The 16,557-nt window shown below is 71.1% G+C and carries 15 protein-coding genes; 6 read left to right on the forward strand and 9 right to left on the reverse strand.

Features of this window, described 5'->3' with window-relative positions:
* Positions 1-83 precede the first annotated feature (83 nt).
* Complete coding sequence (locus ACZ4NB_RS11050; protein WP_467660207.1) at positions 84-518, reverse strand: ArsI/CadI family heavy metal resistance metalloenzyme; 435 nt, start codon at positions 516-518, stop codon at positions 84-86.
* A gap of 79 nt (positions 519-597) precedes the next feature.
* Here ACZ4NB_RS11050 and ACZ4NB_RS11055 point away from each other — a divergent pair, with 79 nt between their 5' ends.
* From ACZ4NB_RS11055 to ACZ4NB_RS11065, 3 genes are read left to right on the forward strand one after another with little or no spacing between them, the layout of a single operon-like run.
* Positions 598-999, forward strand: coding sequence for an ArsR/SmtB family transcription factor (locus tag ACZ4NB_RS11055; RefSeq protein ID WP_467660209.1), 402 nt, complete (start codon positions 598-600; stop codon positions 997-999).
* Complete coding sequence (gene arsB / locus ACZ4NB_RS11060) at positions 996-2,114, forward strand: ACR3 family arsenite efflux transporter (RefSeq protein ID WP_467660211.1); 1,119 nt, start codon at positions 996-998, stop codon at positions 2,112-2,114. Before ACZ4NB_RS11055 ends, arsB begins: the two co-directional genes overlap by 4 nt.
* Positions 2,107-2,514, forward strand: coding sequence for an arsenate reductase ArsC (locus ACZ4NB_RS11065; RefSeq protein ID WP_467660213.1), 408 nt, complete (start codon positions 2,107-2,109; stop codon positions 2,512-2,514). The genes arsB and ACZ4NB_RS11065 overlap by 8 nt, the downstream gene beginning before the upstream one ends.
* 1,162 nt (positions 2,515-3,676) lie before the next feature.
* On the opposite strand, the gene fxsT is transcribed toward ACZ4NB_RS11065, so the two are convergent.
* Complete coding sequence (gene fxsT, locus ACZ4NB_RS11070) at positions 3,677-6,568, reverse strand: FxSxx-COOH system tetratricopeptide repeat protein (protein ID WP_467660339.1); 2,892 nt, start codon at positions 6,566-6,568, stop codon at positions 3,677-3,679.
* Positions 6,569-6,865: 297 nt separating this feature from the next.
* The gene (locus ACZ4NB_RS11075; RefSeq protein ID WP_467660215.1) at positions 6,866-7,444 is read right to left on the reverse strand and encodes a class I SAM-dependent methyltransferase; all 579 of its coding nucleotides are present in this window, start codon (positions 7,442-7,444) and stop codon (positions 6,866-6,868) included.
* Between the two features lie 50 nt (positions 7,445-7,494).
* On the opposite strand from ACZ4NB_RS11075, the gene ACZ4NB_RS11080 reads away from it, so the two are divergent.
* Complete coding sequence (locus ACZ4NB_RS11080; protein WP_467660217.1) at positions 7,495-8,304, forward strand: AraC family transcriptional regulator; 810 nt, start codon at positions 7,495-7,497, stop codon at positions 8,302-8,304.
* A gap of 83 nt (positions 8,305-8,387) precedes the next feature.
* Here ACZ4NB_RS11080 and ACZ4NB_RS11085 read toward each other — a convergent pair whose 3' ends face one another.
* Together ACZ4NB_RS11085 and ACZ4NB_RS11090 are read right to left on the reverse strand one after the other, a co-directional pair.
* On the reverse strand, positions 8,388-9,635 hold the full coding sequence (locus ACZ4NB_RS11085) for a DUF2786 domain-containing protein (RefSeq protein WP_467660341.1): 1,248 nt from the start codon (positions 9,633-9,635) through the stop codon (positions 8,388-8,390).
* Between the two features lie 78 nt (positions 9,636-9,713).
* A complete protein-coding gene (locus ACZ4NB_RS11090) occupies positions 9,714-10,157 on the reverse strand; it encodes a winged helix-turn-helix transcriptional regulator (RefSeq protein WP_467660218.1) in 444 nt (147 codons plus the stop codon).
* Positions 10,158-10,244: 87 nt separating this feature from the next.
* Between ACZ4NB_RS11090 and ACZ4NB_RS11095 the strand changes: the two genes are divergently transcribed.
* Positions 10,245-10,835, forward strand: coding sequence for a YybH family protein (locus ACZ4NB_RS11095; RefSeq protein ID WP_467660220.1), 591 nt, complete (start codon positions 10,245-10,247; stop codon positions 10,833-10,835).
* A 166-nt stretch (positions 10,836-11,001) separates the two neighbouring features.
* Here the strand turns inward: ACZ4NB_RS11095 and ACZ4NB_RS11100 are convergent, their stop codons facing one another.
* Positions 11,002-12,267 carry a L,D-transpeptidase gene (locus ACZ4NB_RS11100; RefSeq protein ID WP_467660221.1) on the reverse strand — a complete coding sequence of 422 codons (1,266 nt, stop codon included), beginning with the start codon at positions 12,265-12,267 and terminating at the stop codon, positions 11,002-11,004.
* A gap of 378 nt (positions 12,268-12,645) precedes the next feature.
* Positions 12,646-12,984 (reverse strand): hypothetical protein, encoded by a 339-nt coding sequence (locus ACZ4NB_RS11105; protein ID WP_467660222.1) that lies wholly within the window; start codon positions 12,982-12,984, stop codon positions 12,646-12,648.
* 109 nt (positions 12,985-13,093) lie between these two features.
* Between ACZ4NB_RS11105 and ACZ4NB_RS11110 the strand changes: the two genes are divergently transcribed.
* Positions 13,094-13,477: a hypothetical protein gene (locus ACZ4NB_RS11110; RefSeq protein WP_467660223.1), complete on the forward strand. Its 384-nt coding sequence runs from the start codon at positions 13,094-13,096 to the stop codon at positions 13,475-13,477.
* A 255-nt stretch (positions 13,478-13,732) separates the two neighbouring features.
* Here ACZ4NB_RS11110 and hutH read toward each other — a convergent pair whose 3' ends face one another.
* Both hutH and ACZ4NB_RS11120 read right to left on the reverse strand, forming a co-directional pair.
* On the reverse strand, positions 13,733-15,277 hold the full coding sequence (hutH, locus tag ACZ4NB_RS11115) for a histidine ammonia-lyase (RefSeq protein ID WP_467660224.1): 1,545 nt from the start codon (positions 15,275-15,277) through the stop codon (positions 13,733-13,735).
* Positions 15,278-15,397: 120 nt separating this feature from the next.
* Positions 15,398-16,525 (reverse strand): GGDEF domain-containing protein, encoded by a 1,128-nt coding sequence (locus ACZ4NB_RS11120; RefSeq protein WP_467660342.1) that lies wholly within the window; start codon positions 16,523-16,525, stop codon positions 15,398-15,400.
* Positions 16,526-16,557 lie beyond the last annotated feature (32 nt).

Consider the following 16,557-nt stretch of genomic DNA (forward strand, 5'->3'; position numbering starts at 1 on the left):
GGTGAGGGCTGCCACCAACGTCGCCGTATGGATGCATCGGGCGCGTCCATGCGTGCTGCCGCAGGCTTTCGCTCGGCCGCGGCTCAGATTGCGGGCTGGCCACCGACGCAGCAGGCGTCACCTGCTGGGGCAGGGCCCTTGCCCATCTGATCGGCGTCAGCCTTCACGACGTAGACCTCCCAGGGCTCCTTGCCAGGGCCGTGCGCCCAGACCTTGTCCTGGAGGGCGTAGCAGCAGGAGGTGTCGTTCTCCTCGAAGGTCGCAAGCCCTGCTTCCTTGAGGCGGTCGGTGGCGGCGGTGACCTGCTCGGTGGTGTCGACTTCGACGCCGAGGTGGTCCAGGCGGGTTTCCTGCCCGGCTTCGCCTTCGATCAGGACCAGCTTCAGTGGCGGTTCGGCGATGGCGAAGTTGGCGTATCCCGGACGGCGCTTGGCCGGCTCGACGCCGAAGAGCTTGGCGTAGAACTCCACCGACGCGTCGAGATCGGGGACGTTGAGGGCGAGCTGTACGCGGGACATGACGGCCTCCCCATCACATTGCATTGAAGTCCTTCAATGCAAGGTTGCGCCCTGAATCGAAGTTCGTCAACATAGACATATGTCGAATCAAGAGCGTGAGGTCCTGGATCGGACCCAGGAGTGCTGCCCGGGGCTGCTGACCGCCCCGCTGGACGAGGACCAGGCAACGGAGCTGGCCAAGGTCTTCAAGGCCCTCGGGGATCCGGTGCGGCTGCGCCTGCTGTCGCTGATCGCCTCCCGGGCCGGCGGCGAGGTATGCGTATGCGATCTGACGCCCGCCTTCGACCTGTCCCAGCCGACGATCTCCCACCACCTCAAGCTCTTGAAGCAGGCCGGCCTGATCGACTCCGAACGCCGCGGGACATGGGTGTATTACCGGCTGCTGCCCGAGATGACCGACCGGCTGGCCGGCATCCTTACCCGCCCCGCCGGCCGGCCCCTTCCCCAGACCGACCGGTCGCCCGCCGGGACTGCCTCATGACCACGCGCAACGCTGAGACCGCGGGGCCGGTCGCGGCCCGCCTGTCTTTCCTGGACCGCTTCCTGGCCGTGTGGATCCTGCTGGCCATGGCCGCCGGTCTGGGCCTGGGCCGCGCGGTGCCGGGGCTGGGGGGCGCACTGGCGAGCGTGACCGTCACCGGCGTCTCCCTGCCCATCGCGCTCGGGCTGCTGGTGATGATGTACCCGGTGCTCGCCAAGGTCCGCTACGACCGCTTGGACACCGTCACCCGCGACCGCCGTCTGCTGATCCCCTCCCTGGTGATCAACTGGATCGTCGGCCCCGCTGTGATGTTCGCGCTCGCCTGGCTCCTCCTGCCCGACCTGCCGGAGTACCGGACCGGGTTGATCATCGTCGGGCTGGCCCGCTGCATCGCCATGGTCATCATCTGGAACGACCTGGCCTGCGGCGACCGCGAAGCCGCCGCCGTCCTGGTGGCCCTCAACTCCGTCTTCCAGGTCCTGGCCTTCAGTCTGCTGGGCTGGTTCTACCTCTCCGTCCTGCCCGGCTGGCTCGGCCTGCAACAGACCGGACTGAACACCAGCGTGTGGGAGATCGCCCGCAGCGTGCTGATCTTCCTCGGCATCCCCCTCGCCGCCGGCTTCCTCACCCGCCGCCTGGGCGAGAAGGCCAAGGGCCGCACCTGGTACGAGACGAAGCTCATCCCCCGCATCGGCCCCTTCGCCCTCTACGGGCTGCTGTTCACCATCGTCGTGCTCTTCGCCCTCCAAGGGGAAACGATCACCTCCCGTCCGCTGGACGTCGCCCGGATCGCGCTGCCGCTACTGGTGTACTTCGCGCTCATGTGGGCCGGGTCCATGGCCCTGGGCAAGGCCGTCGGCCTGGACTACCCGCGGGCAACGACGCTGGCGTTCACCGCGGCCGGAAACAACTTCGAACTCGCCATCGCCGTAGCCATCGCCACCTTCGGCGCGACCTCAGGCCAGGCCCTGGCCGGGGTCGTCGGACCCCTCATCGAGGTGCCGGTGCTGATCGGCTTGGTCCATGTCGCCCTCGCCGCCCGCCGACGCTTCCCCCGCACCCCCGCCCCAGCCGTCGCCGAGCCGTCCAGCTTCCAGGAGCCCGCCCGTGACTGACCCCCGCAAGCCATCCGTGCTGTTCGTCTGCGTCCACAACGCCGGACGCTCCCAGATGGCCGCCGCCTACCTCACCCACCTCTCCCGCGGCACGGTCGAGGTCCGCTCGGCGGGCTCCGCCCCCGCCGACACCGTCAACCCGGCCGTCGTCCAAGCGATGACCGAAGTCGGCATCGATCTCTCCGACGAGACACCGAAGGTCCTGACCGAACAGGCGGTGCGGGCCTCCGACGTGGTGATCACCATGGGCTGCGGCGACGCCTGCCCGATCTTCCCCGGCAAGAGGTACCTCGACTGGAAGCTGGACGACCCGGCAGGCCAAGGCGTGGAAGCCGTCCGCCCGATCCGCGACGAGATCCAGTCCCGCGTCCGGGAGTTGCTGGCCGAACTCACCGAATGAGCAACACCACCAGCAGTACCTCGACAAGAACCCGTCGGGGTACTGACACGGGACGCCCTGACCGAGACCATCCACGAAATCGAGCGCCTCGTCCGCCCGGGCTGCGCGCCCCTCAACGTGAGGCAACGGGCAAGTAGTTTGCGGGCCCGCTTTAGCCGGCTGCGGTTGAGAGCAGCCACCAACGTTGCCGGTCGATCACGCGTACAACGGCGTGAAGAGCATCAGCCTGAACGCAGCGGCTGCTGATGACGCCGAGGCGAAGGTCTCTGTACCGGCTGCTGCCCAGGCTGAGTTCTGTCCTGCGAATGCGCCCCGGCCTTTGAGGTCAGGGCGCATTCGTGGATGTCCTACTGAGGTCTTCGGTGTGCCCCGGCGGCTACCCGGCCGCGTGGCCGTTCTGGCCGTTGTTGTGGGGGGCGTTCTCTCCGTAGGCCCCGCCGTTGGCGCCGCGAGGCGCCAAGGGGCCTCTTGCCACCCACGACGCGCTCAGCCAGAGCGCGGCAGCTGCTCGTCAAGAGGCGCGATGGTCGCGTCCGTGCCTCGGGGTGGCTTTGTGACTCTGTGATGCCAGCTTCAGCGATGCGAACGCTCCGACTAAGCCCGCAAGCGAGGTCACGAGTGCGGCGCAGGCAAAGAGAACGCTGGACACTGTAGAGGTCGCTTGCGGAGGGGGCTGCGTCTCTCCCTCATGGGACTGTAGTTCTCCCTCACTGGACTGTGTCTCGTGAGGGGGTGTCGCTTGTGGTGGCTCCGTTTCGTGATTGCTGGGCGTCGCCTCCGGCCTGGACGCTGTGGGTGTCGTGCCGTGGGTCGGCCGTCCGGACTCACTGGGCGTCACTACGGGCCCGGACACAGTGAATGGCGGTCTTGAGGCGGGCAATCGAATGGGCTCGACCTCACTTGGTCGTGAGAGCCACAAAATCGTTATGGCCAACCCTGTGGTCAAGAGCGCTGCGCTGACCACAGCAACGACTGGCCAGTGACGTGCCTGAATCCAGCCCATAACAAAATGTTGCCTGGCGCATATGTCGAGAACAGAGCCGACATGCGGAAATTGGGCCGATCGGGCCCGGAGCGCCCGTGGCGTCACGCGCGGACGACTGGCTCGAACGCAGAGGAAGGCGTCTCTGGACCGTAGTGCTGGCCAGTGATGGCCGGCTTGCTACCGGCGCTTTCGCCCTAGGCGGCGTTTACCTCTCTTCTGTTGCGCCAGGAGCCTCTGTGCTGCGAATCGCTTGCCCATGTTGGACCACGTGTCGGCCAGGATTTTGATGGTCAACAAGGTATCGGCGTGGTCATTGCCCAGCGTGCGCCGCTGGCGGTCAAGCACATCCTCAAGTAGCTGAGCCGCGTCTGCGTAGCGGCGGAGTCGACGAAGTGTGAGGGCGAGGCTGTAGGCGGAGTCCAGGACGTCGGGATGGTCGTCGCCGAGGATGCGTTGCTGTCGTTGGAGTGCGTCCTCGGACATCCGAAGGGCCCTCTCAAGTTCGCCGAGACTTCGCAGCGTAATGGCGAGGCTTTGGGCGGAGTCCAGGGTCCTGGGATGGTCCTCGCCGAGCATGCGTTGCCGCCGTTGGAGTGTGTCCTCGCACATCCGGAGGGCTGCGCCATACTCGCCGGCGGTATGCAGTGTGTGGGCGAGGCTTTGGGCGGAGTCCAGGGTGCTGGGATGATCCTCACCGAGGGTGCGTTGCTTTCGTTGGAGTGTGTCCTCGGACATGCGGCGGGCCCTTTTCAGTTCGCCGAGGCTTCGTAGCGTAATGGCGAGGCTGTGGGCGGACTCCAGGGTGCTGGGATGGTCCTCGCCGAGGATGCGTCGCCGCCGTTGGAGTGCGTCCTCGGACATCCGGAGGGCCCTTTTGAGCTCGCCGAGGTTTTGCAGTGTGTGGGCGAGGCTTTGGGCGGAGTCCAGGGTGCTGGGATGGTCGTCGCCGAGGGTGCGCCGCCGCCGTTGGAGTGTCTCCTCGGACATGCGGCGGGCTTCCCCATGCTCCCTGAAGTGATTCAGGGCCATGGCGACATTTTGGGCGGACTGAAGGGTTTCAGGATGGTCGTCGCCGAGGATGCGCCGCCGCCGTTGGAGTGTGTCCTCGGACATGCGCCGGCCCTCTGAATGGTCGCCCAAACGCCCCAAAGTGACGGCTAGGTCGTTGGCGGAGTGCAGAGTGGCTGGGTGATCGTCGCCGAGGATGCGTCGCCGACGGGCATGCGTGTCGCTGACTACGGCCAGGGCTCCGCCAATATCGCCGACATCTATGCTTGCGTGCCCGAAGTACTGCATGCAGCTGAGAGTGTCTGGATGGTCCTTCCCCAATCTGTTCACCCACAACTCGCCCAGAGACTTGGTGAAGCTGTATGCGGTGTGTGGCTGGCCGCTCCGAATAAGGAAGATCGCGGCCTTGAGCAGAATGATCCGGAGCTCGGGGCGCTCGTCCAGAACGGCATTCCGGGCGGTGAGATGAGAGGCGAGGGTGGCCCAAGCGGGCCACGTGTCCGGCCTTTCCGGGTCGCCTGGGTCAGTGCCGCTGAGGATGGTGGCGACGTCGCCCTTGACCTTTGATGCCTGCTCCAAGCTGGTCAGGTCACGGAGAACAGCCTGGGTGAGACGGTGGATCTGGAATGTTTCGTGGTCCACGCGGGCGAGCCCGAAGCGGCTGAGATACCGGAGGGCGGCGTGCGGCCACATGGCATCGTCTGGATCGCCGGGAATAGTGCTCAGCTCCGGGCGAGCGCTCTCCAGCCAGCTGGTGGGAATGGGGTCGGGTCCGAAAAAGGCACCGAGCCGAAGCAGAGCCGGGGCGTCGCTGTGGTCGTCGTGAAGACGGGTGGTGGCGATACCGACCGCTGCGGCCAGCGACGCCGGGTAACCGGGGGCGTGCCCCTCTTCCAAGATTCGTGCAGTACTGGTGGTGAGGAGTTGACGGTAGCGGACGAGGGTCATACCGCTGCCGATGACGCCTGCGGCTTGGGCCAGGGCCAGCGGAAGGTCGCCAAGGTCCGTCGCCAGGGCATCTACCTGCTCGGCGGTAATGCCTGGGATACGCGCTGTGAGATAGGCGAAGGAGTCGGAGCGGGTGAAGACGTCCAAGCCGGTTTGTTGTGCGATGCCTCGCCAATCAGGATTGCGTGAGGTGATCAGGACGTGGCCGGGGCCGTCGGGGAGCCAAGGCTCGATCTGAGCCGGATTTTCGGCGTTGTCGAGGATGATGAGCCAGCGCTGCTGGGTTCGCAGGTGCTGTAAGAGAGTGCGGGCGATATGTTCGGACCCTGCGTCAGGTTTGGCGATACCGAGGCGGGCGGCCAGCTCGGTGTAGTGGACGGGTAGCTGGTCGGCCTGTTCTGCATCGATCCACCACACCAGGTCGTACTGGCCGGCGAAGCGGTGCGCGTACTCCAGAGCGATCTGGGTCTTGCCGATGCCGCCCAGGCCGTGCAGCGCCTGAACCACGGCCTGCCGCCCATTGAGCAGCCCATCACGGAGCCGGGCGATCTCAGTCTCGCGACCAGAGAAGTCGGGATTGCGTCGGCGCACGTTCCACACGTCGGGTTGAGCGACGCTACTTGGCAGCCGGGGCTTCGGGATGCTTGAGACCGTGGCCGATCCGGGGTCCCCCGCGATGCCGGGAAAAGCGGGGGGAGCGAGAGGGCGAGCCCCGCCGTTGATGGCCTCCCGCAGGGCCGCCAGGGCGGCGGCCTCGTCCAGCCCGTGGAGGTCCTTGCGGATCTTCGCGGCTAGCAGAGGAGGGACATCCACGGTGGAGATCGGTTCGAGAGCGAGGGGAACGATGCGGTCCCTGCGGGCAACGGTGGCAGTCCACTCCTCCTGCGTCCACCGCTCGGGATCGAAGTACGACTTGGAGAACAGGGCGACAACTGCGTCAGCCGTTTCGAGGGCGTGGTCCATGTGGTGCACGAAGTTGTCGCCGGTACGCCAGTCCCACACGTCGAGGGTGACCTGCTGTCCGGCCTGTTCCAGATGCCAGCCCACCCATTCGGCCCATGGGCGGTCCGGTCCTGCGTAGCTGATGAAGAACCGCTGCGTGCTGTTGGCCATCGTGGCCCCCCGAGTGACCATGTGCTTGCCATGTCGTATCGCCGCAATGATCGCGCGTATGGCGTTGACGAGGTGGGAGAACGTCAAGGTTGCCACTGGCGCGCGGAGAGGGGGTCGGGATGGGGCCCGGCCGACCAGGCACGGCAGGCTGCCGCCGAGATCGGCCGCATCCTTGACGAAGCTCATGCCGCCGTCGGCCTCCCGGCCCGGTGAGCGCCGACCGGCGCTGGGAGGACAGCGGGAAACCAGGGATCGGGAGATCGAGGGATCGAGGGATCGAGGGATCGGCGGTAAGCGTCACGGCCGGATCGCGCGGAAGCGGAAGTGGTCCTTGGTGAGGGTGACGGTGATTCCGGAGGCCGCGAAGCCTGCTGCGCGGAGGCGGGACGGGAGGGTCTCGGGCGGGACGGGGACGTAGGTGTCGCGGAGGTGGACGAGGCGGAAGCCGCGGCTTGCGCGGCCGTCGCAGCCTGCGAAGACGCCGCCGGGGCGCAGTACCCGCAGCGCCTCGGCGAAGAGTTGGTCCTGCTGCCGCGGCGTGGGCACGTGGTGCAGCATCGTGAAGCAGACGACGGTGTCGAAGGCGGCGTCCGGGAGCGGCATCGCGGTGCCGTCGCCGTGGACGACCGCGATCCGCTCGCCGTACTGCGCGCGCAGCCGCTCCGCCGCGTCCCGGTCGACTTCCAGGACGCTCAGCCGACCGCCGGTCCGGCGCTCCAGCACCCGTGTCGTGGCGCCGTATCCGGGGCCGATCTCCAAGGTGTCGGCGCCCAGTTGGACCTCGTCGAGGGCCCAGGGCAGCAGGTCCTTCTCCACCGCGCGGGCCCACATCCGGGAGCTGCACAGCCACTGGTGATATCGGTTCATGGAAGGCATGCGCCGAGGGTAGGGAGCGGCTCGGGCCGACCACCACGCGACAGGGGGACATGTTGTATCGCAGGACGGACAGCGGTGCGCAGCCGAACGGGCACGAGGGGCCGGCCGGGCGGGTGGCGCCGGCGGGGCCGCCCTCCGGCGCGGCCGTCGTCGTGGGGAGCTTCGCGATGGACGGCGGGCAGTGGTTCGAGCGCCACCGCCACGAGCACCATCAACTCGCCTGGGCGGGCAGGGGCGTACTGGCCGTACGGGCCGTCGGCAGCACCTGGGTGCTCCCGCCGTCGATGGCGCTGTGGATCCCGGCCGGGACCCAGCACGCCACCGGCGCCGCCGGTCCGGCGCTCTTCCGCAGCCTGTACTTCCTGCCCGGGCGCTGCCCCGTCGGCTGGTCGGCGCCCACCGTCGTCGGTGTCTCACCGCTGCTGCGCGAGCTGATCTGCTACCTGGCGGACGACACCCTGGCCGCGGCCGCCCGCGAACGGGCCGAGGCCGTCGTCCTGGACCAGCTGCGCCCGGTGTCGGTGGCGACGGTGCAGGCCCCGATGCCCCGCGACCCGCGGGCGCGCCGGGTCGCGGAGGCGCTGCGCGCCGATCCGGCGGACGGGCGGACACTGGCGGAGTGGGGCGCCCGGGTGGGCGCGAGCGGCCGGACGCTGGCCCGCGCGTTCGTGGCGGACACCGGTATGCCGTACGGGCAGTGGCGCACCCGGGTGCGGTTGCAGGCCGCGATGCCGCTGCTGGCCGGCGGCGCGACCGTCGCGGCCGTGGCGGCGCGGGTGGGGTACGCCTCCCCGAGCGCGTTCGTCGCGGCCTTCCGGCGGGCGGTGGGGGTGCCGCCGGGGGTGTACTTCGCGCCGTAGGCCGGTCGTTGCCGGGCCGGGAGTGCGGGGGCCGGGCCGGGAGCGCGAAAACCGGGCGCGGGAGGGCAGGGACCGGGTGCGGTTCAGCCGTCGCCGAGGCGGGCGCGGTCCGCGGCGGCCCTGCCCTGGTGCCAGCCGGCCGCGTCGTTGACGCCGCGCAGGCGGACCGGGGCGGTGTCCGGGAAGAGGGCGCCGGTGGTCTCCTCGACGGCGAGTTCGCGGGCGGCGAGGACCGGGAGGAGGTCGGGGGCCGCCCCGGCGGACTCAGCGGTGGCGGCGGCCGTGGCGGCCGCGGTGGCCGCCGTCAGCCGGTCGCGGATGCGGTCGGCGTACGCCACGAGGAAGGTCTGGCGGAAGTCCCGGGTACGGCGGGAGCGGCCGCCGGCGACGGGGGTGCCGCCCCGCTCCTTGAGCGCGCGGCCGTGGTCGTCGCCCGCGCGGTTCATGGCCGTGGTGGCCTGCAGCAGCAGGGAGGTGTAGAGCATCTCGGCCGCCTCCAGGTCGGCCGGGAAGCCGACGACCGTGGAGAAGCCGACGTCGGCGGCCCAGACGGCCTGGCAGCGGTTGGCGGTCGCGACGGCGTCCAGGAGCAGCGCCTTGGCCTGCTCGTACGGTCCCTCGATGCCGATGCGGACCGCCGACGGGCCGGCCACCCCGCCCGGCGAGCCGTCCGCGGTGTCGAGGAGCGCCTCGTCGATGCTGTGCCGGGCCATCAGCTCCTGCGCCTTCGCCGACAGCGCCTCCGCCTCCTGCGCGTAGTTCGTCGCCTCGGCCTTGGCGAGCAGACCGCGGATGCGCCCCAGGGCGCGCGAGGCGGCGTCCCCGGAGCGGCGCCCCGCCGCGGCCCCCGCCCCGGTCTCGGGCGGGGTCGGCAGCGGGGTGATGCGGGGCAGCCGGGCGAGGACGCGCAGCGCCGCCAGCACGTCGTAGGCGGTCTCGAAGCGGGAGCTGCGGCGGCGCGCGGCCACCGCGTCGAGGTAGCCGCGGTCGGACTCCCACCACACCTCGGCGCCCAGCCGCCGCAGCTGCTCGGACCAGCGCGTGCCGGGCCGGGAGCGGGTCGCGGCGGGCCGGGCGTGCTCCGCGGCGACGGCGTCGACGACCAGCGCCACCAGCGTCGCGTCCGATGCCTCACGCCGCACGATCCGCTCCAGGTCGGCCGGGTGCCAGCCGCCCGCCCAGCACTGCCGCACCGCCCCAACGGCGGCCTCGACCACCGCCGTGCTCACCGCCTCCCAGCCGGGCTCGGCGGCGGCCAGCATCGAGGCACCCGCCTCTATGGCGTCCTCGGCCCCGGCGCCGTCGGGTGCGTAACGGACCATGCCGAGCACCTTCGCGACCAGCTCGTCGGCCGCCGACGACCGGGCCCCGCCGCGCCCTTTTCCTCCGCGTTCGCTCACCCGGTCACTCTACGGCCGCGCGCGGTACGGCCCGCCGGCCGGCGCCGCGGGGCCCGGTACGGCGCTGCCCGCCGCCGCCTCCCGCGGTCGGCCGGCGGCGGCGCCCCAGTCCCAGAGTGCCTGCATTACGGGCCCCAACTCCCGCCCGTGCGGGGTGAGTTCGTAGCGGACGGTGGACGGCCAGCCGGGAATGCGGTCGCGCCGGGCCACGCCCTCGGCGACGAGCTGGGCGAGCCGGTCGCTGAGCACCTTGTCGGAGAGCGCGGGGAGGGCGGCGGCCAGTTCGCCGTAGGTGTGCGGGCCGCGGAGCAGCTCGCGGAGGACGAGGGTGGTCCAGCGGCCGCGGAGCGCGCCGAGCGCGATCTCCACGGGGCAGTCGGGGGACGGTTCGCGCACCGAGGCCCGGGCGTCGTCGGGCAGGCCGGGAGCGCCCCGAACCGTTCGGTGAGTCACGAGGGGGCCTCCTAGGGTTGCGCCGCACCGGCGGCCACCCACTGAAACACGCCCCGGCCGCGCACCGGCACCCAGGAGGCAACGACCGTGACGCCCGTTTCCGCCCAGCCCGATCCCGAGCCCGACGCCGCCCCCGAACCCGATCCCTATCCCGAGCCCGAACCCGGCCCCGGCCCCGGCCCCGAGCCCCATCCCGGTCCCCATCCCCGTCCCGATCCCCGTCCCGATCCCCGTCCCGATCCCGTCTCCGGCCCTGTGCCCGTCCCGGCGGCCCGTCCCGCCGAGTTGCCGCGTGAGGCGCGGGACGTGCCCGCCGCCTTCGCGCAGCGCTTCAACTCGGGCGATGCCGACGCGGTACAGGAGATGTACGCGCCCGACGCGGTGTTCGTGCCGCGCGGCGGGGCACCGGCCACCACACCGGAGGCGATCCGGCGCGCCAACGCCGGCTTCCTCGGCCTCGGGCTGCCGATCACCGTACGGCCGCGGCAGGTCCAGGTCGCGGGTGACACGGCGCTGCTGGTCGTCGACTGGGAGCTGGACGGGGAGGTCGGCGGGGCGCGGGTCCGGGGCACCGCGACCGATGTCGCCCGGCGGGGCGGGGACGGCCGCTGGCGGTATGTGATCGACAGCCCGTTCGGGGGCGATGGTCCGGCGCCCGGGGGCGGGCACCGGCCGTAACCGCGACGACGCCCGGCGCGCCGTGTGTACGGCACCGCCGGGCGTCGGTCGGTCGGTCAGGTCGTGCGGCGCGGGGCGATCGCCCGCCCGTCACTGATCACTGCAGGCACTGCCCGCGGATCACTGCAGGCACTGCGCGCGGATCACTACAGGCACTGCCCGCGGATCACTGCAGGGCGCTGCCCGCGACCCACTGCGACCAGGCCATGTTCCAGCCGTTGAGGCCGTTGTCGGGCTTGATGGTGCGGTCCGGGGAGTTGACCACCTTCACCACGTCGCCGGTCCGCGAGTGGTTGAAGAACCAGGCGCCGTCCGTCTTGGGGTCGTCGGCGCCCTTGACGTCCTTCAGGCCGATGCAGCCGTGGCTGGTGTTGGCGGTGCCGAAGATGCCCTTGCCCCAGTAGTTGCCGTGGATGAAGGTGCCGGAGGCCGACAGGCGCATGGCGTGCGGCACGTCGGGGATGTCGTACTCGCCCTTGCCGTTCTTCTTCTTGAAGCCGACCGTCGAGCCGTCCATCCGGGTCTGCTTGAACCGCTCGGAGATGACCATGTCGCCGTTGTAGGTCGGGTTCTCCTGGCCGCCGGCCGAGATCGGGATGGTCTTCACGACCCGGCCGTCGCGCACCACGGTCATCTGGTGCGTCTTGGTGTCGACGGTGCTGACCTGCGAGCGGCCGACGTGGAAGCTGACGGTCTTGTTCTGGATGCCCCGGACGCCCGGCGATGCCTCGACGCCGCTCAGGCCGAGGTCCATGGTGACCTCGGAGTTCGCCTGCCAGTACTCCTGGGGGCGGAAGTCCAGCCGGGTGTCGCTGAACCAGTGGCCGATGACGCGCTGGTTGCTGCTCGCCGAGACCCTGATCGCGGACTCCACGTCGGCCTTGTTCTTGATCGGCTTGTCGAAGTTGATCGACACCGGCATGCCGACGCCGACGGTCGAGCCGTCCTCGGGCGTGAAGTTCCCGATGAAGCTGCTGGACGGGGTGAGCGTGGTGAAGCTGGAGTTCTCCACCGCCTTGCGGCCCTGGGAGTCCACCGCGCGCGCGGTGACCTTGTACTTCGTCGAGCGGCTCAGCGGCTGGTCCGGCTGCCAGGAGGTGCCGTCGGCCGACAGCGTGCCGTCGATCGTCCGGCCGGACTCGACGGAGGTCATCGTGACGTCGGTGAGCCGTCCGCCACTGACCGTGACCTTGGCGGGCTTGCTGAGGCTCGCGTGGGTGTCGCCGTTCTTCGGCGAGATGGTGATCTCGGCGTCGGAGACGTCCTTCGCGGCCGCCTCGTCGACCTGCTGGGCGTTCACGTGACGGGTGGCGTCGGCGCCGACACCGCCTCCGTCAGCCGCGCTGCTGGCGCCACACGCCGTCAGCGTGATTACGCCCCCGAGCAGCGCGGCGCTGGCTATGAGGCTCTTGCGGCGCTTGCTGTCCGTCATCACACGCATCTCCATTGCTACCGAATTCGCATCTTTCCCCGAGCCGACTGCCAACTGAGCGAAGGCATATCTGGACGCAGCCATTCCGGCCGACTCCATTTGAACGCCTTTTCCGTTTCGCCCGTTCCATTCGCCCGAAAAGTGTGGGGTAGGCCACTATGGGGACCCGCCTGCACCGGGACGTACGGCGGGCCAGGGGCAGGGGCTGCGGAATGCGCTCCGGCCGATCACGCAGAGTGCCTTTGTCCGAGGCGTACGGGCCCGCCGACGGCCGCTGCACGCAATCGACCCCGGCCCGCTGGACGTAATCGGCCCCCGTACGGGCGGGACGCCGCGCGGGGGCCGTGGCCGGTGGGGGTGCGGGAGCGGTGCCCGGTGTCAGCCCTCCCCGTCCGCATCGTCCGCCAGATCCCACTCCGCCGCGTCCCACTCGGCTTCGGGGTCGTAGTCGGTCAGCTCCTCGCTGCTCCACGATGCCTGGGCGAGCTCCGTGCCCGGCACCGCGGTGACGAGGTCGAACGGGTCGACCAGGTGGGCCAGCGCCTCCGCCGGGTCCTCCTTGACGGTCTCCCGGGACTGCCTGCGCTCCTCGTCCGGCAGCGACGGGTCGCCGTCGATGCGCTCCAGGGCCGCGCCGGTCAGCTGCCCGGCGTCGGTGACCTCCATGACCAGTTCGACATGAAGCCGCACAAAACGTGATGTCTCACCATTGCTCATAGCACGGAGGTTAGGCACGGACGGGTCCCGACTTCCCCGCGACCCGCGGCGGTCACTAACATCTGCGCTCAACGGCCAATTCGCCGAACCCACAAGGGGGATCGCTTTCGTGACCGCTCGACGACCACTGCTGACCGCCACCGCCGCGGGATCGGTACTGTTCGCCTTGTGGTTCGTACCGTCCGCCAACGCGATCGTGGGCACTGACGGAGCGACAGACTCCGGCCTGCGGACGGCTTCCGCGCCGGCCGAACCGGGACTGGCGGACGAATCGGGACCGACGGACCAGTCGGGTCCGGCGGACGGGACGGACCGGGTGAGCCGCGCGGGGAGCGACGCCAAGGCCCCCGGCCCCACCGCCCCCCAGCACTTCCTCGCCGACACCGGCAGCCCGGACACCACCCCGTACGTGATCGGCGGCGCCGGCTTCCTCGCGCTCGGCGCCGCGCTGGTCGCCTACTCGGTACGCCGTACCCCCGGCGAGACGGCCTGACGGCCACGCCCGGCCCTGCGCCCACGGGCAAGGCCCCGGGGGCGGTCCCGGGGCCTTAGGGGTGGGGGGAACAGATCCCGTAGGGGTTGCGAACGCCCCCTGCGGGGCCACAACGCGGCGGTTGCGGAGGGTATTCCGACGGCGAGGGGCGCACCTCGGCCGACTTGGCCCGGCTCGGCCGACTTGGCCCGGCCCACGTGACCCCCCTCAGCCGACTCGGCCCGGCCCACGTGGCCCGGCCAACCCGGGCGCCTCCTAAGCCAACTCCCCCGTGACCGACTCCGCCGCCGTCACCAGCTTTCCGGCACGTACGAACGCGTACGCGGCCTCCAGGTCCGGCGCCAGGAAGCGGTCCTCGCCCGGGCCCTGGATGCCCGCGGCGCGTACCGCGTCCAGTACCGCGCGGGTGGCGGGCGCCGGCGTCAGGCCCTCGCGCATCTCGATGGCGCGGGTCGCCGCGTACAGCTCGACGGCCACGATCCGGGTCAGGTTGTCGACGGCGGTGCGCAGCTTGCGCGCCGCCGACCAGCCCATCGAGACATGGTCCTCCTGCATGGCGGAGGACGGGATGGAGTCCACCGAAGCGGGCGCGGCCAGCCGCTTCAACTCGCTGACCAGCGCGGCCTGGGTGTACTGGGCGATCATCAGGCCGGAGTCGACGCCCGGGTCGCCGGCCAGGAAGGCGGGCAGCCCGTGGGAGCGGTTCTTGTCCAGCAGCCGGTCGGTGCGGCGCTCGGCGATCGAGCCGAGGTCGGCGGCGGCGATGGCCAGGAAGTCCAGGACGTAGGCGACCGGGGCGCCGTGGAAGTTGCCGTTGGACTCCACCCGGCCGTCGGGGAGCACCACCGGGTTGTCGACCGCCGACGCCAGCTCGCGGTCGGCGACCAGGCGGGCGTGGTCCAGAGTGTCCCGGCCGGCGCCGGCGACCTGCGGGGCGCAGCGGATGGAGTAGGCGTCCTGGACGCGCGGGGCGTCGTCCTGGTGGTGACCGGTGAAGCCCGAACCCTCCAGCACCTTCAGCATGTTGGCGGCCGAGGCGGCCTGCCCGGGGTGCGGGCGGATGGCGTGCAGCTCGGGCGCGAGGACCTTGTCCGTGCCGAGCAGCGCCTCCAGGGAGAGGGCCGCGGTGATGTCGGCGGAGGTGAAGAGCCGCGCGAGGTCGGCGCAGGCCATCACGAGCATGCCGAGCATGCCGTCGGTGCCGTTGAGAAGGGCCAGGCCCTCCTTCTCGCGCAGTTCGACGGGCGCGATGCCGTGCGCGGCCAGCAGCTCCCCGGCCGGGCGTACGACGCCGTCGGGGCCCTCCGCCTCGCCCTCGCCCATCAGCGTCAGCGCGCAGTGCGAGAGCGGTGCGAGGTCGCCGGAGCAGCCGAGGGATCCGTACTCGTGGACGACGGGGGTGATGCCGGCGTTGAGTATCGCGGCCATGGTCTCGACGACCAGCGGGCGGACGCCGGTGTGCCCGGAGGCGAGGGTCTTCAGCCGCAGGAACATCAGCGCGCGGACCACCTCGCGCTCGACCCGCGGGCCCATGCCGGCCGCGTGCGAGCGCACGATGTTGCGCTGGAGCTGGGCCCGCAGCTCGGGGCTGATGTGCCGTACGGCCAGGGCACCGAAGCCGGTGGAGACGCCGTAGACGGGGTCGGGCTTGGCGGCGAGTTCGTCGATGAAGGCGCGGGAGACGGCGACGGCCGCGAGGGCCTCCTCGGACAGCTCGATCCGGGCCGCGCCGCGGGCCACCGCGATGACGTCCTGTGCGGTCGTGCCGGACGTCCCCAGCACCACAGTGTGCATATCCATATTCAGGCACCCTAGAGACTGAATCGCCGGATGTCACCACCGGATTTCCGGATCACCCCTTACCAAGTGTGACCGCGGGCGGCCGGCGGCACCGCCCGAGGATCTCCCACCGCACCGACCTCACCTCCTGAAGCGCCGGCGCTCCGGCCCCGGCCGCCGGTCCGGAGCGTCGGCGAGCCGTACGACCGGGTCGTCCCGGCCGCCGTGCCGGCCGGCGACCACCGGCTCGCCCGAGCCCGCCGCCTTGGCCTTGTACTGCGCGGCGTCCGCGAGCCGGAAGAGGCGGCGGCCGCTGCGCACCTGGCCGATCGGATCACCGGTCGAGGCGACCCCCACCGCGACGCCCTCACCGAGGTCCAGCTCCCCGGCCCGGCGGCACAGCTCGGCGGCCACCTTGACCACCTCGTCGGCCGGCGGCCCCAGCGCGAGCAGGCAGAACTCGTCGCCGCCGAGCCGGGCGGCGAGCGTGCCGGGCAGCATCGCACCGCACAGCGAGAGCACCGACCCGAACCGCTCCAGCAGCCGGTCGCCCACCGCGTGGCCGCGCGAGTCGTTCACCCGCTTGAGCCCGTTGAGATCGCACACCACCAGGCTGACCACCGCGCCCTCGCCTCGGTGCAGCTCCAGCGCCTCGTCCAGCCGCATATCGACGGCCCGGCGGTTGGCGAGGCCGGTCAGCGCGTCGGTGAAGGCCAGTCGTCGGGCCTCGGCCAGCCGCTCGGTCTGGGCGATCCCGGCGGCCGTCACGGCGGCGAGCACGCTGGCGAAGTCGGCGTCCGCCCGGCCGAAGACGGGCTCCGCGGTGCGCCGGGCGACATACAGCTCACCCCACGCCCGCCCGTGCAGCACGATCGGGGCGACCACACAGCAGCCCCGGCCGCGGCGGCGCAGCGCGGCCACCCGCTGGTGGTTGTAGGGGCCGTCCCGGCCGCCCGCCGACCCGCCGGGCCCGGGGCCCCCGGGAGGCGGGTCCGCCTCGGCCGTCTCCACCCAGGCGCTGGGCTCGCCGCCGCCGGCCCACTGCTCGTGCAGGAACCCGACGATCTCCGGGAACTCGTGCACCGGGTAGCTCTCGTCCTCCGGGAACTCCTCCTCGCCCTCGGCGAGTTCGCCGACGTTGACCAGCACCCGGAGCTTGCCCAGCTCGCGCTCCCACTTCGAGATCGCCGCGAAGGAGCCGCCCAGGGCCAGGCGTACGCCCTGGGCCGCCGCGTGCGCCGATTCGCGCGGTGTGTGCGCGGCCGCCATCGCCTGCGCCAGCTCCACCACTGCCCGCAGCC

The sequence above is a fragment of the Streptomyces sp. NPDC026575 genome (genome assembly GCF_055567415.1).